General features: G+C 40.4%; 27 protein-coding genes and 1 other annotated feature. Of the genes, 12 read left to right on the top strand and 15 right to left on the bottom strand.

Annotation, left to right across the window (positions count from 1 at the left end):
- Positions 1-11: 11 nt before the first annotated feature.
- The 3 genes from UB51_RS26590 to UB51_RS18120 all read right to left on the bottom strand — a co-directional run bounded on the left by UB51_RS26590 (position 12) and on the right by UB51_RS18120 (position 3,367).
- On the bottom strand, positions 12-1,220 hold the full coding sequence (locus UB51_RS26590; RefSeq protein ID WP_052676001.1) for an S-layer homology domain-containing protein: 1,209 nt from the start codon (positions 1,218-1,220) through the stop codon (positions 12-14).
- A gap of 475 nt (positions 1,221-1,695) precedes the next feature.
- Entirely contained in the window at positions 1,696-2,847 is a 1,152-nt protein-coding gene (locus tag UB51_RS18115) for a transglutaminase domain-containing protein (RefSeq protein WP_044878505.1), read from the bottom strand.
- A 43-nt stretch (positions 2,848-2,890) separates the two neighbouring features.
- Positions 2,891-3,367 carry a hypothetical protein gene (locus UB51_RS18120; RefSeq protein WP_324607720.1) on the bottom strand — a complete coding sequence of 159 codons (477 nt, stop codon included), beginning with the start codon at positions 3,365-3,367 and terminating at the stop codon, positions 2,891-2,893.
- Positions 3,368-3,543: 176 nt separating this feature from the next.
- Between UB51_RS18120 and UB51_RS18125 the strand changes: the two genes are divergently transcribed.
- The 3 genes from UB51_RS18125 to UB51_RS18130 all read left to right on the top strand — a co-directional run bounded on the left by UB51_RS18125 (position 3,544) and on the right by UB51_RS18130 (position 5,491).
- A complete protein-coding gene (locus UB51_RS18125) occupies positions 3,544-4,719 on the top strand; it encodes an MFS transporter (protein ID WP_044878507.1) in 1,176 nt (391 codons plus the stop codon).
- A 110-nt stretch (positions 4,720-4,829) separates the two neighbouring features.
- On the top strand, positions 4,830-4,982 hold the full coding sequence (locus UB51_RS28355; protein WP_160297285.1) for a hypothetical protein: 153 nt from the start codon (positions 4,830-4,832) through the stop codon (positions 4,980-4,982).
- Positions 4,983-5,152: 170 nt separating this feature from the next.
- Positions 5,153-5,491 carry a toprim domain-containing protein gene (locus UB51_RS18130; protein ID WP_044878508.1) on the top strand — a complete coding sequence of 113 codons (339 nt, stop codon included), beginning with the start codon at positions 5,153-5,155 and terminating at the stop codon, positions 5,489-5,491.
- A gap of 79 nt (positions 5,492-5,570) precedes the next feature.
- Here UB51_RS18130 and UB51_RS18135 read toward each other — a convergent pair whose 3' ends face one another.
- Together UB51_RS18135 and cyoE are read right to left on the bottom strand one after the other, a co-directional pair.
- On the bottom strand, positions 5,571-6,179 hold the full coding sequence (locus UB51_RS18135; protein WP_044878509.1) for an SCO family protein: 609 nt from the start codon (positions 6,177-6,179) through the stop codon (positions 5,571-5,573).
- Positions 6,180-6,222: 43 nt separating this feature from the next.
- A complete protein-coding gene (gene cyoE / locus UB51_RS18140; RefSeq protein ID WP_044878510.1) occupies positions 6,223-7,158 on the bottom strand; it encodes a heme o synthase in 936 nt (311 codons plus the stop codon).
- Between the two features lie 211 nt (positions 7,159-7,369).
- Between cyoE and UB51_RS18145 the strand changes: the two genes are divergently transcribed.
- Positions 7,370-8,356 (top strand): metal-dependent hydrolase, encoded by a 987-nt coding sequence (locus tag UB51_RS18145; protein ID WP_044878511.1) that lies wholly within the window; start codon positions 7,370-7,372, stop codon positions 8,354-8,356.
- 79 nt (positions 8,357-8,435) lie between these two features.
- Here the strand turns inward: UB51_RS18145 and UB51_RS18150 are convergent, their stop codons facing one another.
- Positions 8,436-8,663: an alpha/beta-type small acid-soluble spore protein gene (locus UB51_RS18150; protein ID WP_044878512.1), complete on the bottom strand. Its 228-nt coding sequence runs from the start codon at positions 8,661-8,663 to the stop codon at positions 8,436-8,438.
- A 120-nt stretch (positions 8,664-8,783) separates the two neighbouring features.
- On the opposite strand from UB51_RS18150, the gene UB51_RS18155 reads away from it, so the two are divergent.
- Positions 8,784-8,963 (top strand): hypothetical protein, encoded by a 180-nt coding sequence (locus tag UB51_RS18155; protein ID WP_044878513.1) that lies wholly within the window; start codon positions 8,784-8,786, stop codon positions 8,961-8,963.
- Position 8,964: 1 nt separating this feature from the next.
- Here the strand turns inward: UB51_RS18155 and trpS are convergent, their stop codons facing one another.
- Positions 8,965-9,954, bottom strand: a complete 990-nt coding sequence (gene trpS / locus UB51_RS18160; protein ID WP_044878514.1) for a tryptophan--tRNA ligase — start codon at positions 9,952-9,954, stop codon at positions 8,965-8,967.
- A 45-nt stretch (positions 9,955-9,999) separates the two neighbouring features.
- Positions 10,000-10,257 (bottom strand) — a binding site (T-box leader).
- Between the two features lie 145 nt (positions 10,258-10,402).
- Here trpS and UB51_RS18165 point away from each other — a divergent pair.
- Together UB51_RS18165 and UB51_RS18170 are read left to right on the top strand one after the other, a co-directional pair.
- On the top strand, positions 10,403-11,383 hold the full coding sequence (locus UB51_RS18165) for an aldose 1-epimerase (protein ID WP_044878515.1): 981 nt from the start codon (positions 10,403-10,405) through the stop codon (positions 11,381-11,383).
- 191 nt (positions 11,384-11,574) lie between these two features.
- Positions 11,575-11,820 (top strand): alpha/beta-type small acid-soluble spore protein, encoded by a 246-nt coding sequence (locus UB51_RS18170; RefSeq protein ID WP_044878516.1) that lies wholly within the window; start codon positions 11,575-11,577, stop codon positions 11,818-11,820.
- 96 nt (positions 11,821-11,916) lie between these two features.
- Here UB51_RS18170 and UB51_RS18175 read toward each other — a convergent pair whose 3' ends face one another.
- Both UB51_RS18175 and UB51_RS18180 read right to left on the bottom strand, forming a co-directional pair.
- Positions 11,917-12,324: a hypothetical protein gene (locus UB51_RS18175; protein ID WP_044878517.1), complete on the bottom strand. Its 408-nt coding sequence runs from the start codon at positions 12,322-12,324 to the stop codon at positions 11,917-11,919.
- A gap of 318 nt (positions 12,325-12,642) precedes the next feature.
- Complete coding sequence (locus tag UB51_RS18180; protein WP_044878518.1) at positions 12,643-14,442, bottom strand: M3 family oligoendopeptidase; 1,800 nt, start codon at positions 14,440-14,442, stop codon at positions 12,643-12,645.
- Between the two features lie 63 nt (positions 14,443-14,505).
- Here UB51_RS18180 and UB51_RS27300 point away from each other — a divergent pair, with 63 nt between their 5' ends.
- Both UB51_RS27300 and UB51_RS29110 read left to right on the top strand, forming a co-directional pair.
- The gene (locus UB51_RS27300) at positions 14,506-14,673 is read left to right on the top strand and encodes a YycC family protein (protein WP_082063186.1); all 168 of its coding nucleotides are present in this window, start codon (positions 14,506-14,508) and stop codon (positions 14,671-14,673) included.
- Positions 14,670-14,900, top strand: a complete 231-nt coding sequence (locus UB51_RS29110; protein ID WP_082063187.1) for a hypothetical protein — start codon at positions 14,670-14,672, stop codon at positions 14,898-14,900. Before UB51_RS27300 ends, UB51_RS29110 begins: the two co-directional genes overlap by 4 nt.
- 74 nt (positions 14,901-14,974) lie before the next feature.
- On the opposite strand, the gene UB51_RS18185 is transcribed toward UB51_RS29110, so the two are convergent.
- Positions 14,975-15,685 (bottom strand): DUF2225 domain-containing protein, encoded by a 711-nt coding sequence (locus tag UB51_RS18185; protein WP_199924946.1) that lies wholly within the window; start codon positions 15,683-15,685, stop codon positions 14,975-14,977.
- 36 nt (positions 15,686-15,721) lie between these two features.
- Complete coding sequence (locus tag UB51_RS18190) at positions 15,722-16,102, bottom strand: globin domain-containing protein (RefSeq protein WP_044878520.1); 381 nt, start codon at positions 16,100-16,102, stop codon at positions 15,722-15,724.
- 399 nt (positions 16,103-16,501) lie between these two features.
- Between UB51_RS18190 and ylbJ the strand changes: the two genes are divergently transcribed.
- Positions 16,502-17,755, top strand: coding sequence for a sporulation integral membrane protein YlbJ (gene ylbJ / locus UB51_RS18195; protein ID WP_044878521.1), 1,254 nt, complete (start codon positions 16,502-16,504; stop codon positions 17,753-17,755).
- A 66-nt stretch (positions 17,756-17,821) separates the two neighbouring features.
- The gene (locus UB51_RS18200) at positions 17,822-18,625 is read left to right on the top strand and encodes an NAD kinase (protein WP_044878522.1); all 804 of its coding nucleotides are present in this window, start codon (positions 17,822-17,824) and stop codon (positions 18,623-18,625) included.
- A 40-nt stretch (positions 18,626-18,665) separates the two neighbouring features.
- On the opposite strand, the gene UB51_RS18205 is transcribed toward UB51_RS18200, so the two are convergent.
- Together UB51_RS18205 and lipA are read right to left on the bottom strand one after the other, a co-directional pair.
- Positions 18,666-19,061, bottom strand: a complete 396-nt coding sequence (locus UB51_RS18205; RefSeq protein WP_044878523.1) for a YutD family protein — start codon at positions 19,059-19,061, stop codon at positions 18,666-18,668.
- 52 nt (positions 19,062-19,113) lie between these two features.
- Positions 19,114-19,995, bottom strand: a complete 882-nt coding sequence (gene lipA, locus UB51_RS18210; RefSeq protein WP_082063189.1) for a lipoyl synthase — start codon at positions 19,993-19,995, stop codon at positions 19,114-19,116.
- A 192-nt stretch (positions 19,996-20,187) separates the two neighbouring features.
- Between lipA and UB51_RS18215 the strand changes: the two genes are divergently transcribed.
- Positions 20,188-21,246, top strand: a complete 1,059-nt coding sequence (locus UB51_RS18215) for a M23 family metallopeptidase (protein WP_044878524.1) — start codon at positions 20,188-20,190, stop codon at positions 21,244-21,246.
- Between the two features lie 37 nt (positions 21,247-21,283).
- Here UB51_RS18215 and yunB read toward each other — a convergent pair whose 3' ends face one another.
- Both yunB and UB51_RS18225 read right to left on the bottom strand, forming a co-directional pair.
- Entirely contained in the window at positions 21,284-22,090 is an 807-nt protein-coding gene (gene yunB, locus UB51_RS18220) for a sporulation protein YunB (protein WP_044878525.1), read from the bottom strand.
- A gap of 146 nt (positions 22,091-22,236) precedes the next feature.
- Entirely contained in the window at positions 22,237-23,028 is a 792-nt protein-coding gene (locus UB51_RS18225) for a TrmH family RNA methyltransferase (protein WP_044878526.1), read from the bottom strand.
- Positions 23,029-23,050: the final 22 nt, after the last annotated feature.

Consider the following 23,050-nt stretch of genomic DNA (forward strand, 5'->3'; position numbering starts at 1 on the left):
ATTACCCCCTATTAGAATAATCCATTAGTTTGAGGGCCTGATACTTTTACAACGTCTTGTGACAAATAATTGTGACTTGATACTGACGGTGTTATAAGTTCAATTCTTAAGTCCGTACCTTGTTTCCATCCTGTTTTTGGAACAATAAACAAAGGAGAGTCCGATGGTTTGTTTTCAAAAACCCAAGCGACTGTGTTTAGTTGTCTCCCTGCAAAAAAGAGATCCCTATTGGGTGAATTAAATCCAGTAAAATATAACGGAACAAAAGGCTTATCAAAATATTTATCAGGAGCCTTGTTGTATAAAATTTTAGTTTTATAATATAAAATATAACTGTTCATAAACTTACTTACTGGTATCCCCTTCTGTGTACTAATGACATCATTTTGCCATTTCAATGTAGAGATTGCAGGAATTTGTTTTAAGTTCGGATCATTCGGATCAGTGAGGTCAATTGCAATTAATTCTGTAAGCTGTCCTTTCCAATTCCCATCTTTCGAAGTAATGGTCATCTTCTCTTCATTCCAAAGTTCCTCTACGTTCTCAGTCTTCCTTGAATCAACGAAGAATTCTGGCATTACGGTGAAAATATTCGTTCCATGCCAAGCGATTTCTGCACTCGAAACAGCATACTTATCAACGGGTAATGTTTCGCCTTTATTCACTTTCAAAATACGCTCAATAATCGTCACAGACTGCGCCCGAGTCGTCTTTTCAATCAGGCCAAGCTTTCCTGCACCCAAACCTGTAATAAGGCCCTTTTTAGTAGCAAGATACATCCACTTATCCTCTTCTGTTTCAAGTTTACCCGAAGCACGTACCGCGACTTTAGCCATTTCTGCGCGCGTCATCGCTTTATTCCACTCTGATTCCTTGTTGTTAAAATCGCTATCTAGATATAATTTATTCTCCTGGGCTGTTTTCACATAATCCTCATACCATTTCCCTGTTCCCTTCTCTACCGTTAGACCTAAAGCAGTCACTGACATTTTCACAAATTCAGCTCTTGTCACTTCTGCATTAGGTTTAAAGAATCCACCTGGATAACCATCGACATAACCTTTTTCTACAGCTGTTCTAATCGTTCTTTCTGCCCAAAAGCTAGCTTTAACATCCTTGAAACCGCTCACAGAAGCTGCAATCGAAACATTTGTAGTTAAGCCTGTCATTCCTGAAAATGCGATAGTCCCTGCCATCAATAATTTCATAAAAACTTTCATTTTCTACACTCTCCTATGATTTGAATGGATATTTCGGTTCCTTCTTTCCTAAAGAAATGGTTGGTCTAACATTCGCTTACTAACAGTGTTACAGGAAAATAGATTAGTATCTAAGTAGCAGCGGAGAGGACGGAATTGTCCTGAAGAAGCGAAGCGTTCGCCTTTGCCATCAGATTTCTACCGCTATAAGCGGTATATGATCAAGAAATCAGAGGGCAACAGCGGTCATCCATCTATCCCATTTCAGTTCTGAATTCTACCACCTCCTTAAATAATATAAAGAAAGAATATAGAGAAATTCACTGTCATTTTATCATACCTCAGACCTATAATGGTATAATATTCCTTTATAGGTAATGATGTAGAACTATTTCTCACATCTCATAACGACAAAAAAGACGAATTTCCTCTAAGGAAATCCGTCTTGTTCTTCAAGAAGGGTTGGTCTCATTCATGGATCATTATTCAAGAACCACTATAGTACCTGCTCTTTAATATGCGTCTCAGCAAACTTCGGAGGATTAAACCATTGCCCACTTTGGGCCCACGTTGAATCTAATGGAATCCATTGATTTTTACTACTTAAATATACTTCATTCCATGCATGAGGTCCATAGCCACCCTGTCCATTATAACCTAATCCAGTAACTACCTTAACCTTGAGTCCTTGTGATCTAGCCATGATAGCATATAACCTAGAGTAATCAATACAGACACCACGCTTAGTATCAAATGTATTCTGAGGTGTCTGCTCATGCCATATTCCCTTTTGTTCATAATCATCGACTTTATCATAATCATAATCTATTCTACTGCCCACCCAATCATAGAGTAGACGAGCTTTCTCTTCCTCTGAATCACCTTGCTTCACAATTTCAGCAGCTGCTTGCTCAACGTCAGCAGGAATCTTGTGGTCGATGATATCATACTTACGCTGTAGTATTCCTCCAAGCTCTTTCTCAACAGCTTTGGTGAACACTGGAAGATTGTCCTTAATTAGATTACCAGACAACGGTTCAAGAATAGACTTCGCACTATCCTTATATATGGCAGAAGCCTCTACATATTGACTAAAGGTACTTAGTGGATTCAGCGTGACATAAATAAAAAGGACAGTCACAACAACGATACAACGTGCTGCACCAATCAAAGTTCCTATCCCAGCACCTGCAATACGGCTAACGATGTTAGCAGGTTTACCTCTACTTGTAGCAAACAAGGCGAAGCGTCGTCCGAACAGTAAGGCCACTAACATATGCAGCAAGAAGCGAATGATACTATACCCAATAATAAATAACACGGCAAATCTCATAAGCGGAAAATCAGCCATGGAAGTTACCAATGTATAATACATCTGTTCCCAGCCCTTAAGATCTCGGTTAGGTAACCTACTTCCATAGTCTGCTAACCACTGTTGAACCTCTGAAGATAACCACAATGTACAAGGAATAGATAAGGCAAGCGCAATTAAAGTAAGCAACCCATCCCGGAACAACGATAGAAATCTTCCAGCAGAGTTAGAAGCCCCTCTACGCCATCCCTGAAATAACGATACTACGATAATTAACAATAATAATATCGTTACCAAGTTAAACTCTTGAATACTCTCCACCCAAGAGTACAGCATTAAGACAACCCCCTATGAACGATTGTAGGGATGGAGAACATCTCTATTTACCCACTGTATCGCTCTTTTTAGCATCTGTGATAAACGTTTTGATCGTATCCGTTACTTGCCATTCCCCCAAATTAACACCTCTAAACGTGACTTTCACCTTATCTTTTCCAGCTTGACCCTCTAAGAGTAAATTTGGGGTCGTCACTGCGAAAGTTCCGTCACTGCTCGTTGTATATTTGGCATCCTGAGCTTCCTTTATCATTGCATTCATTGCTTCTTTCTTTACGGTATCGACCGTTGCATCCTTCACAGAAGCTACACTATTACTTATCTGATCCAGAGAAACACCACTGTACACGAGAAGTCCCACCACAATAATAATAACAAGTGCCCATTTCACCATCGTTTTCACTACATTAAGAACAACAAACAATACAACGAGGGCAATGATGATGATCAACCAGTTTTGCTTAAGAAAATCCATCCATACCTGTACATCCATTACGATAACCCCCCATCTACTTTGCATAACAAATGATCCTCATGTCTGCGTAGAATCATATTCGCTAATTATACATTATTGACAGTAAACCTGTCAGCCTAACCCTCTTTCGAACAAAAAAAGGGTATAAGTTGTCCTGTTCTAACGTACAAGTAGATAGATTGAATAAACCCCTAGCTTCCTTTATTGAAAGGAGTATCTCCATGAAAACTGCTCTTTGGCTGTACTTGTTTTTGTTCTTAGCCTTTTTTGATCTCCATGCCCAATATCCAATACTTACTCCATTCGCAGTGTCTCTTGGAGCAGCTCCTGTATTTATCGGCTGGATGATGGGCATTTATGCGCTGACTCATATTCCAGGCAATCTTATAGCAGGAACGGTTATAGATCGTCATGGAAGTCGCCGCTACATCATTTTCAGCCTTGTATCCGCAGGTGTCATCTTACTTCTTCAAGCACATGTAGAATTCCCTTGGCAACTCATTGTCTTGCGATCACTCAGCGGTTTTGTGCTTGCCTTTCTTTCCCCAGCTTGTCTGGCTTTGCTTGCATCCTTATCACAAGACTTAGTAAAACAAGGGAAATACATGTCAGGACATGGTGTCATCCATACCCTTGCATCCGTAATCTCGCCTGCTGCTGGAGCCTTTATTGTAGCTAATGTTGGATTCGCAACTACCTTTCAGAGCCTTGGTTGGTTGCTCATCGGAACTGGAATCATGGCCATTTTCTGTGTCCCAGCTCCCAAACATCTGTCAAACTCTTCTCAACATGTATCACAAGCTAATGTCAACAGCACGACTCCGATACCAGCAGTCATTCCTTGGCGTTACTTCGTGTTACCTTTCGTTATTTCCTGTGCTCAAGGTATCCTCTTCTTTGAACTACCTCTTCGAGATACCGGCATATCCGGGATGATGTCGACGGGAATTCTCTTTTCAGTCCTTAGTATTGGCGCTCTCTTTACATTATGCTTACTTTTCCTGAACCGATATTCTCCTTTTAAGCGTGTCGTTGCAGGTGTTTTACTCATGGCCCTTTGTTTCTTTTGTCTGGCTGCTGTTCATCGTATTCCATTGATGGTTACTTTGTTTATCTTAGGTTCTGCCAAAGGGCTTATATTCCCAGCTATGGCATCTCTATTTATTAAATTAAGTGGGGGATTTAGATTAGGTAGGGTCTTCTCTTTACAATCGATTGCCATGTCCCTTGGCTCCTTTATCGGACCTGTAGCTGCTGGACAAATTAGAGGCAACATTTCTCCTTATTTTATCGGTTTTTTACTGTTAATGCTGGGGTTAATGTTACTTCCTGTGTATCGTAAATCAAGCTCTATCCCTTACCCATCCGTCTTACACAGCAATCCCGACTTAATCTAGGGCTATAACCTATTCGTCCTTTTATAGGCTGTTATACAATCATTTAACCCACCTCCACATAGGATACAGTGTGGTAAACAACCACAAAGGTGAAAGTGGGGTGAAACATAATGAGTCAATTTCATCAAGCATGCTGTCCTCCTGTAAAGACTGCACCTATAGCTGTAGCGCCTGTATGTCCATCGGTACTAGGAGCATCTACAGGAATTATTCTGGTACTGTTTATCTTACTGGTTATTATTCTACGTACTTTTTGCTTCTAAACCACTCCTAACATCTTATATACGTGGCCCCGCCTAATTTACAGGCGGGCCGATATTTTTTGCATGCTTAGCGCAAAAAGAGCTACACTAGAGATACTCGGATGTTACATATCTACATTTCCCGGGTAATTTCGAGGAAATCACTCCTTTTAAGCTGAGAGGTAAACGTCATGTGTATCTATATAATTGTCGAAGGTAAGAACGACCGCAGTAAGCTCCGCCCTTTACTCCAGCCTGAGATAAACATTGTGTGTACATTCGGAACTCTGAATTCAGACAAACTTGAAGCCTTACGAGAACAAATCTACGATCATGAAGTATATTTATTTATGGACAATGATAGTTCTGGCAAAAAAATTAGAGGTATACTCAGAGATGCTTTTCCGGATGCTACGCAAATCTACACAAGCCCGGGTTACGCCGGAGTAGAAGGAACTCCTGAAGAGTACTTAATAGCTCGATTAGAAAAGGCCGGACTTCAAGAATTTATTATTTATGAAGCACAGTAACACAAAAGCCTCTTACAAGTCACCGTGTACTGTGACTTATAAGAGGCTTGTTTATTGATTATTATCTGTAATGAACACCTTACTTTGCCAGATCCTTGATATCCTGTGCAAGTACATCTACAGTTACATTCTCTGTATCATTAGCATTATACAATTTACGAACTTGATTATCTCGATCGACTAATGCAATTAGATTAGCATGGGAATAGTTATCTTTGTTATTCCCAACAATAGCAATTTTAAATGATTTCTCGGCTAGATCCCATATTTTCTGCTTATCTCCTCTAAGGAAATACCAACCGTTATAATCCACATTGAACTTATCACCGAACTTTTTCATTTCTTCCACAGTGTCTACCTCAGGATCAAATGAAATAGAGACGAATTCCGCTTCTTTCCCAAATGTCCCATCCTTAATCAGTTTATCCTGTACTTGAGACAACATAAATGTCGTGACAGGGCATACATCAGGGCAATTGGTGAAGAAGAAGTAGAATAGTCTTACTTTGCCCTTCGTATCATCACGCATAACCGTGCTTCCATCAACATTTTCTAAAGAAAAATCCTGAACTTCTGCAATGATCGGTAGCTTTTGTTTACCTATGTCTAACGACTGAACGAGTAAATACCCAGCCATGATGACCATGACAGATAACAGAAGCCAAGTCCATTTGTAACGTTTTAGCATTTTTATCAAAAACTCCCCTCCGTAATTGCCCTGTCAAAGCGATTTAATGTGATGTATTAATAATCAAAACGATAAGACTTACCGTTAAATAATTTATGGAAAAGAAGAACATAGTCTTGGCCCATGCTTCGGTATCTTTCGCTTTAAATCCTGTAAATGAAAGATACAACCATACAAGCGACAATCCTAAAGATATAATCATGTAATAGATACCTGCATATCCATAACTGTACATTAAAATGGGTATCGGTATTAAACAAATAATGTAAGGAACCATTTGGATTTTAGTCCGTGGTATTCCCTTCACAACAGGTAAAAGGGGATATCCCGCTGCCCGATACTCTTCAACTCGCCGAATTCCAAGTGCCCAGAAATGAGGCGGCTGCCATATAAATAATAACGCAAACAACAATATAGCTCCCATATCTACTTTACCTGTGACTGCGACATAACCAATGAGCGGTGGAACCCCCCCTGAGATTCCACCAACAGATGTACTCCAAGTAGATGTACGCTTCAACCAAAGTGTATATACCACAACGTAAGCCAGCATACCAACGATACCGAACACGCCCGCAAGCACACCTGAAAAAGTGAATAAAATCGTTAATCCTAGGACTCCTAATATTATGGCATACCATAATACTACCCCTGGTTTCAACTTACCTGTAGGAAGTGCACGTTCTCTGGTCCGTTCCATCTTCAAATCCAGTTCACGGTCAAAGTAGTTGTTAAAGACACAAGAAGATGCAAGAATAAGGATGGTACCCAGGAGAGTTAGAATCATTTTTCCAAACTGAATATCCCACTGGGACGCAAGCCAATAACCCGCAAAAGCAGACATAAAGCTTGAACGGATGATTCCCGGTTTCGTTATATTAATGAAATCTCTCCAGGTTGCTGATTTACTAGGTGGCTTCTTGCTTGATGAAATCGCTGCGGAATCCGAAGAGACTTGATAACTTATGTGATTATCCACTCCTAAATTTCCTCCTTTTGAATGTATAGTAGAGGAAAAATAGCCTCCGCTATAAAGTTTATCATATTAAAAGTAAAAAGTGTTCGCCAATTGGCCGTATTTAATTTCATCATTTCGACAATTTGATGACATTTGTTCACTTGACATACCAATAAAATGATTCAAAAATGGGTAATTACTATAGTAAGACTAAAATTAAGGAGAGATCGCAATGGACACTGGCACACATTTAGTTATGGGAATATCGCTTGCAGGGCTAGCCCATATCGATCCTGCCGTGGCGGCAAGTCCTTCACTCGCCATAGCTGTTACAATTGCAACCGTATTAGGTTCACAAGCTCCCGATACAGATAGCGTATTACGTTTAAAGAATAACGCTGTGTATATACGCAACCACAGAGGAATTACTCACTCACTCCCTTTTTTACTGTTATGGACCGTGCTTATCACAGGTCTAATTTCATTAATATTTCGTGATGCCTCCGTTCCTCACTTGGCACTCTGGACTGGTATAGCCGTATGTGTTCATGTATTCAGTGATCTATTTAATACCTATGGAACTCAGGCCATGCGCCCATTTACTGAGAAATGGATATCGTGGAATATCATTCATATTTTTGATCCATTTATATTTGGTACTCACCTAACCGCCATATTGCTCTGGGGACTTGGTATGTTACCTCCTGCTCCACTATTCTCTATTCTCTACGGTTTAACTGCCGTTTACTACATTTGGAGAACTCTCGTTCATTTCTCAAAGACAGCAGAAGTGGCCAGACTTGATGCTAAGAATAAACAAGGCGATACCTATTACGTCATTCCAACCATATCCCTCAACCATTGGCATGTTGTCAAAGCGCAAAGTGATGGCAGTTATGATATGGGTACTATTCATTATCATCAACTGGAGTGGAAGGATCATGCAATATCTTCCAAGCATCCAGCGGCTGAACACTCTAAGAATCATTCAAACGTTAAAGCGTTCCTCTACTTCACTTCATTTGCTGTCGCAGATGTAGAAGTTACATCTACTGGATTCATCGTGCGTTGGGCTGATGTTCGTTATCGTCATCGAACCCAATATCCTTTCGTAGCTGTGGTTGTAATGGATAAAGACTTCAACACTAGAGCGTCATATATCGGTTGGCTTAGCCACGAAAAGATGAATGAAAAGTTATACATTGATTATTCCTCTTGACATTAGCAAGCAACATGAGTCTAATATAATAAAAAGCCCAGAGCAAGTGCTCCGGGCTTCTCTATTCATGAGAATGAAATTACTGATTCAGGTTAGAACCCGAAAGAGACTGTTCTGCAAGCTGTACTAGACGTTTAGTCATGTATCCTCCCAAAGAACCTGTCTCACGAGAAGTATAGTTACCATAATAACCATCCTGAGGAATTGTTACACCAAGTTCTTGAGCTGCTTCCATCTTCAATTGTTGAAGTGCTGCTCGTGCCTGAGGTACCACCAAATTGTTTGAACTAGATTGTCCTTGTGCCATATTAAAAATCTCCTTTCACTTCTCAAGTCTGTTAATGAAGTGCAAGCTTGCAAGCTTAGTATGGCTACATTTTGTAAGGTTATTCGGTAGACTTTTTATTTTAATATGGAGGTTTTTGACATGAGTAAGGTTTTGTCAATTTGGTTCTCAGTTTCGTCTATACTTTTGCTGGCAGCTTCCGCCATTGCTATCAGTCATTATGCCTGGCTTGCCTTACTTCTAGCTGTTCTAGCTATCTTTAATATCGGCTGGGGATTTATAATTAAAGCTAAACATCGGAAATCCTCAATTAAGAGCTGAATTAACGCTTCTTAGGTAAAAAGCCCATTCTTTCCTTCACATCATCCACTGTGCGCGTGGCTACTTCTAGAGCGCGTTCAGCTCCCTGAGCTAAAATATCATGAATTTGACCTGATTTGCGTATTTCCCCATAAGACTTCTGTAAAGGTTCTAATACAGCGATGATTGATTCTGCAACATCTTTCTTAAACCCACCATACATAGCGCCCTCATACTTAGCCTGAACATCCTTTATGGGCATGCCAGCACACTGCGAGTAGATACTCATTAGATTACTGATTTCAGGCTTCGTTTCAAGATCATATCTCACTTCAGAGCCTGAGTCTGTTGTAGCACGGCTAATCTTTTTACGAATAACATCAGGTGGATCCAAAAGGGTGATATGACTTCCAGGGTTAGGATTACTTTTACTCATTTTTTTGCTGGCATCATCAAGCGACATGATTCTCGCTCCCACTTCGGGATAATAGGCTTCTGGAATAGTGAAATATTCACCATAACGATGATTGAAGCGACTAGCTAAGTCTCTTGTCAATTCTAAATGTTGCTTCTGATCGTCTCCTACAGGAACTAAATCTGCATTGTATACAAGAATATCTGCGGCCATTAGAGAAGGGTACACGAATAAGCCTGCTCCAATAGAATCTTTACCTGCTGATTTATCTTTGAATTGAGTCATACGTTCCAACTCACCCATCGATGTTAACGTTGTCAACAACCATCCTAGTTCTGCATGTGCAGGAACGTGAGATTGTAAATAAATATTTGATTTATTTGGATCTATTCCTGCCGCAATGAATAACGCAGCCACTGATTCCGATTGCTCACGCAGTGCCTCTGGTTCTTGTGGAACAGTGATAGCGTGCAAGTCCACTACCATGAAATAACATTGATAATCATGTTGCAACTTCACGAAATTCTTCATCGCACCAATGTAGTTACCGAGTGTGAGTTGACCACTTGGCTGTATGCCTGAAAGTACCGTTTTCAATGCAATCCCTCCTCATTTTAGAAAACAAAAAAAGCCCCATCGTCACAAAGGGACGCGAGACGTGGTGCCACCCTAATTTATTACAGTGAATACAAAGAATCTTCACAGATCCACCTCACTGTAACCTTGATATCCTGTAACGGAGAATAAGCCGGCTCGTCTAATAAAGAATTAAGAATAACTCCTGTTCAACACAGCACTCATGGGTCCATTGGGCAAAGAGGTTCCACCGATTCGCATCATCCATCGGCTTTCTGAAGGAGTACCCCTTCTCTGCTTACTTATCCCTGTCATCGTATTTACCTTATCACATTTAACTTCTACAGCAATGATAAAACTTAGGTGCGTCGTTGTCAAACTCCTTTTTTTACGAATAACTTATAATCTGGTATGATAAATTAAGTTAAGGTAAATCCATTAAATTTATAGTGGGAAAAGGAGCATCGATATGAAAAAAGTGACTAAAGGAAAATGGAATGATTTCGATACATATATCCTTCATAGCCATAATCTTGAAATTACACTGTTACCTCAATTGGGTAACAACGTGATTGCTATTTGGGATAAGCTTGAACAGCGGCATGTTATTCGCCCGCCTGATGAGCAAGATCTCGATTTCTATATGCTGAAACCTTATCATTTTGGTATGCCTATGTTAATTCCACCGGGAAGAATTAGAGACGGTCAATTTACTTTTGAAGGTAAAAATTATCAATTTGATCGAAATACGGCCGGTGATCATCATATTCATGGCTTACATAGAACTCAAGCGTGGTGCGTCAGTGACATTCAAGAAGATGAAGAATGCTGCATCGTTACGACGGAATTCAATACAGCCGATGATGCCAAATGGATGGCTCAATACCCAGCTCCACTCAAACTTGAAATGACGTTCAAACTTCAAGGAGCAAAATTCACTCAACATTTAAAAGTAAAACACTTAGGAGAAGGTACCATCCCATTTGGAATTGGATATCACTCATGGTTTCTACTGGACGGTCGTCCTGAACAATGGAAACTTCAAGTGCCTGTAAAAGCTCTATACGACATGGATCATGATCTACTTATAAATGGTGAACTTCTGCCATTGAACGACCTAGAAGAGTTAAATTCAGGCTTAAATCTGAAAGATACTAATTTTGATACTCTTCTAAGAGCAGATACAGAACAACCTACGGAAGCCATCTTGCTTCATGAAGATGGTTACGGAATTAAATATGCTGCTGATCGTCGTTACTTCAAGCATTGGGTACTTTATACTAAGGGAATCGCACATGATTATCTATGCATTGAACCTTATACGTGGCTACCCAATGCTCCCAATCTTACACAAGGACCTGAGCTAACAGGATTAATCACACTAGAACCTCAACAGTCTTTTGAAACAGAACTTTATTTAGAAATCATAAATCGCCCTAGCGTTAATTAAGCAATCTATAACTCCACCTTCGGCTTGCCCATACGGCAAGCCTTTTTCTGTATACCTTAAGTTATTTAAAGCGCTATATTTCATTTGAAATTCAAGCAATAATTACCAACCTTTTTCAGTCTCCTTTGCCGTATGTTTTCAAATGTTTATAACCATAATAACTTCATAAAGGTACAGAGGAGGTGACAAACATGGGTCAAGCAGGTCAACAAAATCAAGGACGTAGTGGTCGTTCTAACAACTTGGTCGTTCCTCAAGCAAATGCTGCTTTACAACAACTTAAAATGGAAGCAGCTCAAGAACTTGGTGTGACAATTTCTCAAGATGGTTACTATGGAAATTACACTTCCCGTGAAATGGGTTCTTTGGGAGGATACATCACTAAACGTTTAGTACAAATAGCTGAACAACAATTATCGGGTCAATCTAACCAATAATTGAGTTTCGCCATAATTACATTAAAAGACGGCCTTTTCCCCAAAGGTCGTCTTTTTCTTTACAAATGAAATCGTATTCAAAATATAAAATATAAATTAATATAATTCCGATGTGGTGTCTTGATATGTATTACGTGGATAGCGAATCATTAAGTTAGCCATGTTGTAGTTGGATTCGAGTATTGCATCAATGATAATGGTACCCTGACGTACCATAAACTCATAAAATATTTCACCGTGAGTCCAGTGATGTTTATATTTAAGACTTTCTAGAGCCATTAGCCGAAATGAGGCTTGATGTGCTGAACTAAGACCACCTTCAAATGGAGATAATTTGCCATTGCGACCTGAAATCGGGTTGTGGCGAATCCCAAATTTCCCTACTGCATTATTTCGTATTTGCACAAATAAAGTTCCTGAAGATAATCCTGATAATTCTACTTCCAATTCCTTAAATATCATGTCAAACTGTCTCGCCAATGAGAGTTGATCTATTTTGATCATATTGTCCCTTCTTCCTCTTATACCACCCGTCTAGGGCTTATGACTCATTATAGTCCTTGTAAATTGAAGCATCAACATAATGCAACATAATTGGGTATTTATTCCTAAAATTTGCGCATTTATGGTTTTTTTACATGTTATATTTAGATAAAAACCCCCTATATTCGACACATTAAGTCATAGTTAATGTTAAACAACCATCTTCCTAAAGGAACGACAGCATTCGTTTTCCGCTGAAATATGAAAGGTAGTTACTTTTCAATCATTTATAAAAAGAGAACCTCAATGAAGATGAGGTTCCCTTTTATCACTTTATATTTATACTAAGTGCTCCGTCATTTGCAGGAACTCTTTAACATCAGCAATACACAGATCCATCGCACTCTGCCAGAACTCAGATCCTGTTAAATCAGTATCTAAATGCTTCAACGCTAATTCCTCTACCGTCATCACACCTGTATCTCTCAATAATGCATCATATTTATCGGCAAAGGAAGCTCCCTCTTGTTGAGCACGCACATAAAGCCCCGTACTGAACATGTAACCGAATGTATAAGGATAGTTATAGAAAGGTACCCCTGTAATATAGAAATGAAGCTTGGATGCCCAGAAGTGAGGGTGATAGGAAGAAAGAGCACCACAATAAGCTTCTTTTTGTGCCTCTTCCATTAATTCGCTAAGTTCTTGAGCACTGACAAGTCCCTCTTTACGTTTGTCATAAAAACGTGTCTCGAACAAAAATCTAGCGTGAATATTCATGAAGAATGCAATACTATTTTGAATTTTTTCTTCTAACAGCCCAATTTTCTCTTGAACATTATTAGCATCTTTAACTAACGCATCTGCTACGATCATTTCTGCAAAAGTTGATGCCGTCTCAGCAACATTCATCGCATAGTTCTGATTCAATACAGGCAGGTCGTTCATCAGGTGTTGATGATAACCATGACCTAGTTCATGTGCCAAAGTTGAAACGTTAGAAGGTGTACCGCTAAATGTCATAAAGATACGTGTTTCTTTACTTAGAGATAGTGAAGTACAGAACCCACCTGGACGCTTACCTGCACGATCCTCTACCTCAATCCACTGCTTATCAAAAGCCATCTCCGAGAAATTAGCTAACTTGGGACTAAACTTCCGAAATTGTTTCACGATATTCTCAGCAGCTTCTTGATAAGTTACTTTGCTAGATACTGCACCTATTGGCGCCTCCACATCAACCCAACTTAACTTATCTACACCGAGAAGCTTAGCCTTACGCTCTAAGTATTCGACAAACATAGGTTTGCTATCGATAATGACCTTCCACATTGCATCTAATGTTTTTTCTGACATCCGATTAATCGCTAGTGGCTCTTTTAGTACTTGATCCCAGCCTCTACGACCATACAGCTTAAGTCGGAATCCGGCTATGTGGTTCAACGTATCTGCACAATAGTCCTCAGCTTCTGTCCATGTATGTTCCCATTTCGTGAACATTTCTTGTCTTGCATTAATATCTGGAACATGGAGCTTATTCGCAGCTTGCCCAGCGGATAGCATCACGGTCTTTCCATCCTCTTCAAAGGGGATTTCTATGCGACTTACAATCGTATCATAGAAGTCGCTCCAGCCATGATATCCGTCCACTGCTAAATCCAGTGCCAAACTTTCCAGCTCCGGACTTAGTTTCTCACGTGCAAGATCACGACTCTCATTCAAAATAAAAGAAATGCCTCGTACTTCTTCCCGCGCCATCCATTGTTCCCATGTATGATCATCCGTGCTGCGCAGTAAGTTATCAAACTCTCCACTGACACTTTGTAGTTGCGCCTGTAAGGAAGTTACTTTACCAGAGAGCTGAATAGCTTTCTTGTCCTGTTGATTTTGAGCTCCAAGACACGAGACGAAAGCAGCTGCTTCAGACAATCGTTCGATACAACTCGATAGAGAAACGATAAACTGATCAAAAACAATCGTCTCCTCAACACGGGTTGGAACTTTAGCAGTAAGCATTATGTTCTTAATTTTCTCTATGTCCTGTTCAAACGTTAGTAAGAAGGAGGCAAATTCTACGGAAGACGATCCCCCTGAAAATAATGATTCTAAATCCCATGTTAGTGCTAAATTTGATTTCAACTTGTAAACCCCATTTCATTTTCTGTTATAATGCTAAAAACAACTATAAGGAGGACATTCTTTATGAAACCTTTACAAATATCAGCAGAGACAGCTATCACCCTATCTAAGAAACTAGGTGTGCCCATCGAACACCTTATGCATATGCCTCAGCATATTTTACTTCAAAAAATCACAGAACTTAGTAAGCAAGAAACTTCTAAACCTGATGATGAGAAAGATCCATCATGATTCCATTTCGAAATACATGGCCTTATGAGATTGTTATGAGTGACATCTATGTACAATATTGCCCTTTTTGTAACAGCCATAACGTCCTTCTTCCCATGAAGCCGAAAGAACTTCAAACCATTCATGAAGGTAAGAAAAAAATACTTGTCTTTCCTTGCTGCAATAACAATATAAAAATCATTGATACAGATACCGACTACCTATTATGTGATCGACCTTTACGTTAAAGAACACACACAACCAATAAATATAAGAAAGGAACTATAGTTATATTAACTACAGTTTCTTTTTTTATATGTGTTTATTCAAGAGCAGCGTTCATTTGCTCTGGAAGTTCCATTTCCTTGGCCATCATCTGCTCACGCAATAAAGCCCACTGTTCCCTTGAGGCCCGAATCATAGCTGCATCTATAATGTTCTTATCGTTAATAACACGAGAGAACCATTTCACAGCTTCATGGAAATGACCGACTCTTCTATTGAGCTCCCCTATCAAATATAACAAACGTGCATTGTTAGCTCCTACTCCTTCTACTTCATATACACGGATATAAGAGTCTAAACAATACTTCAAGAATCGTTGCTCTTGTTCATAATCACCCTTATAGCGATACAGCCAAGCGATATGTTGGAGATGACTTGCTATAATACGTTCTGTATCCCCAATCGTCTGTGCACAGAGCAGCGCCAACTTGTATGTTTCTAGCGCTGTCTCCCATTCACGATGTCCCGCGAAATCACGCTCAATCCAGCGCCGACTCATCTTCCCCTCAAAAGTCTTCTTCTGGGCATCGTTTAACCTATCAGCTGAGTTTTCTGTGGATGCAAATCCACATTTGGGACACACTCGAACGACATAAAAGTCAGGATTTTCATTCTTGTAATATGCACAAAAATCGGAATCTGTTCGAATAGATTTTTTGAAACTAGGCCGAACTCGAGATGTCATAAATTCATGCTCACAAAAACTGCATGAAACTGAAATGGAATAGAGTGGTTCTAGCGTAGTCAATATCCTTACGTCCTCTCCGTGTAACCAATTTAATTGCTAGCTATCGCTGTTAATAAAGTGATAAGCAGGACCTGAGAGCCTATTCAATACAAAAACACGTAGCTGCTCTTCCACCCCAATATCATGAAGCGCTTCCTCCATACAATGAAGCCATGCTTTGGCATGTTGCTCTGTAATTGGAAAAGGGAGATGCCGTGCTCTCATCATAGGGTGACCGACCGCATTAGAATACAGGGAGGGTCCCCCGAAAAACTGACTCAAAAACATGTATTGCTTGTCCATAACATCTGAAATATCCTGTGGAAAAAGTGGACCTATTAAAGGATGTTTCTGTACCCTGGGATAGAACGATTCTACAAGTTCACGTACCATCTTCTCGCCGCCCAGGTTGTCATAAATACTCAAGCTTGGATTCATTTATATCGCCAACTTTCATGTCGATAATAGTTAAGTCGATTAATTATATCAAAAAACATAAAAAAAGGCGCTAAACAATGATGCTTTAGCGCCTTTATCATATTTAATAGCTGCTCCATTCTTCTTCGCCAGAACGGATTAGAGAGGCACGTATAACATACACAAAAACACAGACGAGAATACCGACAATAAAACTCATTGTTCTCATCACTCCATCCATATCTGAATTCAATCAAAGGTAAGCTTTATTTATTATATTTTACCATAAATAATTTAAAAAAACAGCTCCATCTGAAAGCGCTTTCTTACTTTTTTTAGTAATGATTGTCCAACGATTATCATAAAGCTATGTGAGAGGGATATCTGTGTCTATAAGGAACTCGTCTGGAGGCTAAGCTCATGACTATAAAATCTCTCAACATAATGGTTCTAATCACCCTTTTGATGGGATTGTGTATATTAATGCTTAGTTATCCCGAGGCATACTTTGAGGCTGCCCTACGTGGGTTGGCCATTTGGTGGGATGTTCTCTTCCCTTCTCTTTTCCCCTTCTTTATTATATCTGAAGTTCTGCTTGGATTTGGCATCGTTCATTTAATCGGTACCCTCTTAGACCCTGTGATGCAACCCTTATTCCGTATACCCGGAAGCGGTGGCTTTGTTGTGGCCATGGGTTATGTCTCTGGATACCCCATAGGAGCTAGATTAACTGCTAATTTGTGGGAACAAAAGATGATCAGTCGCGATGCGGGAGAACGATTAGTTGCCTTCACAACTTCATCTGATCCTATATTCCTGATTGGTGCTGTATCTATAGGTTTTTTTCACGATTCATCCATCGTACCTATACTGGCAGTAGCCCACTACGGCGGAGGACTATTGATAGGAATCATTATGCGTTTTCACGGATCTAGATCAGAGAATCCACAACATTCGCAAAATTCACCTTCTCCTATGTTTAGCCTAAATCGCCTTAAACATGCATTTCAATCTATGCATAAGGCTCGAATGGAAGATGGAAGAACGCTTGGAGAGCTTCTACTGCAAGCGGTTCAATCATCATTTCAACTTATTATTGTTGTAGGCGGACTTGTTGTATTCTTCTCCGTATTTCTAGAATTACTCACTCAAGCAAAAATTATGTCAGGTCTCTACTGGTTCATGGAGCGGGGGTTAAACCTTGCAGGACTACCAGAATCCTTGTCTCAGTCCCTCGTTGGCGGATTATTCGAAGTGACCTTGGGTGCGCGCTCAGCTGGTGAATCTGCTTCCATTCCCCTTCAATATAAGGTCGCAGCTGCAGCATTCGTTCTTTCTTGGGGAGGTCTATCCGTTCATGCACAGATTGCAAGTATTCTTCATTCCACTAACTTACGTTACCTCCCCTTCATGGTCGCACGCTTCGTCCATGGTGTTATCGCAGCCGTTCTGGTATTGCTACTGTGGAACGTGTTTATGCCTGGATCGGGAGTTCTAAGTACGTTTCAAGCCTTCAATTCACTAACTCTACCGACCCTTATTCCAACAACAGGAGGATTCACCGGTATTCTTACACTTTTTGTTATTATTCTAATTGTGATGCTGTTACTATCCCTCTTACTTACTGTGATTACAGGAATCTGGTCGATGGTTCGCCGCTCCATTAACAAATGAAACATTGTGTTCTAGTGCGATATTGATTATGATCGATGTATATCATAACAAAGGAGCTTATCACCCTTGAGATACTATGTACTGGACCGCGGGGATCAGTTATCTGTTGATTTAGCAGAGCAATTCCACCAACTAGCGGCACAGCTTCATTTTACATTAGATGCAGAATCGCCTGAAATCGTTATATCCATAGGTGGAGATGGTACGATGCTCCATGCTTTTCATACGTTCATTGACCACATTCCTGATATTGCTTTTGTAGGGGTACATACAGGTCATTTAGGATTCTATTCTGATTGGAAAGCAGACGAGCTTCCAGAGCTTATTGAGCTGATGAGCGGTAATATCACTACAGGCCATTCCAACCCACGTATTGTGAAATACCCGCTCCTTGAGCTCGAAGTTCAGAAGAAATCCGGAACAACTTCCTACATTGCCTTAAATGAATTCACACTTAAAGGTGTGGACGGTACACTTGTAGCGCAGATCGACATTAACAATCATATCTTCGAAATGTTCAGAGGCGATGGTATATGTGTCTCCACCCCTTCAGGCAGTACAGCGTATAACAAGAGTCTCGGAGGAGCAATGGTGCACCCTTCCATTGAAGCACTACAAATAGCCGAGATAGCGTCTATTAACAATCGTGTCTTCCGTACCATGGGCTCGCCATTGCTTCTTCCTAAGCACCATCACTGTGACATTCTGTCACGTAAAGACCAGCGTTTACTACTCACAGTTGATCACAATAATATATCTATTAATGATTTGATTTCAGTTCGTTGCCGAGTATCTGAACAGAAAATTAGCTTTGCCCGCTATCGGCCATACCCTTTTTGGAATCGTGTGAGATCATCTTTCCTAGGATAATGAGAAGAGAATATATGTATGACAAACAAGCAGCCCCTAATCAGGGGCTGCTTGTTTCTTCTTCTTTCAAAATATTTATTTCTTCATTCGGTACATTTATTTCTTCATTCGGTACATTTGTATCTTCTTTCGGAATATTTGTTTCTTTATCTTTGAGAACAGGCTCTCGGCTCTTCTGTAAAACAAAGAAAGCACACCCGAAGTTACAATATTCGTTGATATAATCTTCCATACTAGATATAGCTGTTTCTTTGTTGGCTTTAGGATGGTTATCCCGGTAAAATCCCTTCAAGCGTAACTGGCTATATCCCCAATCACCGATGATATAATCATATCTCTCCAACACGTCACTGTATCGACCACGGAAGGCCTCAGGGTTCCAGCCACTTTTGTGGTCTTTCAGAATTTCATAATTTTTACCACCTACAAGAATCAAGCACACGTCCCCTGCCTTTCCTCATTAGAAATGAAATGATCATATATTGTTATCAAACATGCTCAGCGGCTGATTGCACCTGCTTATGTGCATGGTATGAACTTCGTACAAGTGGGGCAGATTCAACGTGACTAAAACCACGCTTCAAGCCTTCTTCCTTCAACAATGCGAAATCTGCTGGCGGTATATACTTTACTACATCCAAATGTTTAGGCGAAGGTTGCAAATATTGACCTAACGTTAGAATATTACATCCAACCGCTCGCAAATCATCCATGGACTGCAAAATTTCATCCCATTCTTCCCCAACCCCAAGCATAATACTCGACTTCGTAGGTATAGAAGGTTGTAATTCTTTAGATCGTTGTAGCAATTCCATTGAACGACTATATTTAGCCTTTGCACGGACTCGATCTGACAATCTTTCTACTGTCTCAATATTATGATTCAGAATATCAGGTTTAGCATCCATAACCACTTTCAGGGCTTCAGGATTTCCCATGAAATCTGGAATTAACACTTCTACACTACATAGTGGAAGTTGACGGCGTACAGCGTGAATGGTGGCAGCAAAAATGGAAGCCCCTCCATCCTGTAAATCATCCCGAGCTACACTCGTAATAACACAGTGCTGTAGATTCATACTCACAGCAGCTTCTGCAACCCGTTCAGGCTCACCCAGATCAAGTTCTGTTGGCATTCCTGTATTCACAGCACAAAAGCGACATGCACGTGTACATATATCTCCCAAAATCATAAAGGTTGCTGTTCGATTCGCCCAACATTCATATATGTTAGGACAACGTGCTTCTTCACACACGGTATGCAACGTCTTGGAACGCATCATGTTTTTAATTTCCTGATAGTTTTCTCCGGTTGTCATTTTAATGCGAATCCAGTCCGGCTTAGGTTCCTTCGTAGTACTTCTGGACAATAGTAATACCTTCTTTCACTAAAGGGTAGGCTGTTACTCGTTCCATATTATATCATGAAACCCATTGGATTACCTTACTTACAAGTGCTGAACAAAAGTACTGAATAAAACACTGCTTCTGGAGTTAATCTAATGACATCAGCACACTGTTCGGTCTAGGACTCGAATTAGAGCATATAAGGAGGTAGACTGATGGTTTCTCTTCACAATCACACTCGTAGATACATTATTTCTATAACCACCGCAGTCTTATCCATCTATTGTTGTCATCCTACGGATGCAGCTACAATAAATGTATCTACACCCAGCATTGAAACGAAACAGCAGGATGCATTGGCATCCCGTAAACTTTTATATGAAAAAATCAGTGTGGTCACTAACATTCCATGGTATAGAATCGCTGCCATCGACCAATATGAACACACTATGACGAAAGTCCATCCGAAAGATCGCGCTCATCCTCCTCGGCTAACAGGTATTTATATGTCTGAACCCCTCTGGGCAGGCTGGCTCAATCCGGATCAAAAGGACAATAATCCTGAGTCAATCTCTTTCTTTAAGGGCTATGGACGCGATGGAACAGGCGACGGTGTGGCAGATGTCAATAACGATATGGATGTTCTCTACAGTATGGCTAATTACTTACTTAAGTATGGTCAATCTAAGGATGACTTCAGCATTGCCTTATGGGAGTACTATCATAATAGCCGCTCCGTTCAACGAATTCAGCAATTTTCCAAGCTATATGAGAAGTTCGATTCACTTGATCTGAATAAACATACTTTCCCATTGCCTGTAAACAGCCAATATTCATATCGCAGTACTTGGGGGAGTGGACGCAATTGGGGTGGATTCCGAATTCATGAAGGTACAGACTTATTTGCAAGCTATGGTGTACCTGTACGTAGTACGTGCTACGGAGTAGTGGAGATGAAGGGTTGGAATAGGTACGGTGGCTGGCGAATTGGCATCAGAGATATTCATAACCATTACCACTATTTTGCTCACTTGAAGGGCTTCCAGAAGGGAATAAAAGCCGGCGATGTTGTAAATCCGGGACAAGTCGTTGGTTGGGTAGGTAGCTCCGGTTACGGAAAGCCGGGTACACAAGGAAAATTCCCACCCCATTTACATTATGGTATTTATCGAGATAATGGATTTGCAGAATGGTCATTTGATCCTTATCCTAGCTTACTTCAGTGGGAGCGAACTGAACGGAAATCACTTCAAATCAAAAAAGGTAACTCGTGAACATCAGAGTTACCTTTTTTGGCTCTAACCTGTATGTTTATGGATTTCCATTCGTCTTGGTGTGGGATTCTGGCCCCTCTAATAACTTAGACACATCATCCTTTCCTTCCACCTTACCAGATGATCCTGTCGTTCCAAGTGGGAGTGAAATATTAGGTGCATTTGCCCCACTACCACCCACCGGCTCTCCCTTAGAATTGTAGTAATACATCGGCACATCTCCCACAACAAGCAAATACGATATAGGAATTTCAGTCTCTACAAATTCAGATTCCATATCGAACGGTATAACTACCGCTACTTCAACACTGACATGAATATACACCTCTACAAGAATCATATTAATGCCTGCATCACTTTGCCTTGTATTCAGATCTATCTTTGCAGCTCCTTGAGGCTCGATCCTGACAGGAATCTTAGGTCCAAACGAAGCCAGTACAGGACTACCTAACGCCTGACCTAAAGGGATGTGTTCTGCCAATTGATGAACATCCTTTAGTGTAGATTGGACAACATTATACGTATCTGATGTAATTTTCATATGCTCAGCATAATTCAGCATGAATCCTGACACTTTACCCGAAGTATCCGTCTTCCAGTCGACCAATTGTTCAGCCTTCGTTCCTTGTGTCACCTGCGCGGTAATCGCTTTATTAATCGCCTCAGTGGCAATTTGCTTAACCCTTATTTTGGCTAAGTGCATAATAGGGGGCTTCATTTTATTATCCACATAGGAGAACCCTTGCAACAGTATAATCACAAAAACAAGACAACCTAAGAGCCATAATCTACGAGTACTTCTAGGCTTACTGCTTGAACTATGCCATCTATGTCTTCTTCTCATGTTCAACCTCCTGCCACGGTAAGACTCCATATATTCATATGATGCCTTATAACAAAAAAGAAGAGCAGGTTGTCTGCTCTTCTTAAAGGTCGGTTGATTAGAGTGATGAAATAAGTCTAAATCAACTTCGTTAACTAATTCATGATTTATTCTTGTCTAAAATGTCGTTGTCTCATCGCCTCAAACAGCAATACAGAAGAGGCCATACCCACATTCAATGATTCTGCTTGTCCACGCATAGGAATAATCAAGGTGTCGTCTACGAGCTTCTGTACGCTCTCTGATACACCCTTAGCCTCATTACCAACCAATATCCATGAGGTGTCTGCAAAGTTATACTCGTAGCATGTAGAGCTTGCTTGAAGGCTAGTACTAACAACACGCGCTCCGTTTTGCTTAGCTTGAGGTAAGATATCCAATAAATCCCCTTCAATAACAGGCATATGAAACAACGAACCCATCGTGGAGCGAATCGTCTTAGGATTATATAAATCTGCACAACCACGACCCATAATAACACCGTCCGCACCTGCAGCATCTGCACTACGAATGATTGTTCCTACGTTCCCAGGATCTTGAATACCATCTAATACGATGACCAAGCTATGGTTAACTTCAAGAAGCTTGCTAAGTTCAGATGAATGTTTACGAATAACCGCAAATACAGGTTGTGGCGTCACCGTGTCCGTACATTTTGCAATAACGGCTTCCGAGACCCCAACCCAATCCATGTCACCCGAATCAATTCCCATAAGTTCTGAAGGGATCCCTTTATCTACATCATAGGCTACCACTTCAATATCCGCCTTACTTTTCAGCGCTTCGTGTACCAGATGTGTACCTTCAATAAGATATTTATTTGTCTTGTCCCTATACTTCTTCTCCAACAATTGCGCCCATTCCTTGACTCGCGCATTCTGAGGGGATGTAATCACCATCTGTAATCATCCTTATCGTATC

Source organism: Paenibacillus sp. IHBB 10380 (assembly GCF_000949425.1).
Lineage (GTDB): Bacteria > Bacillota > Bacilli > Paenibacillales > Paenibacillaceae > Paenibacillus_AQ.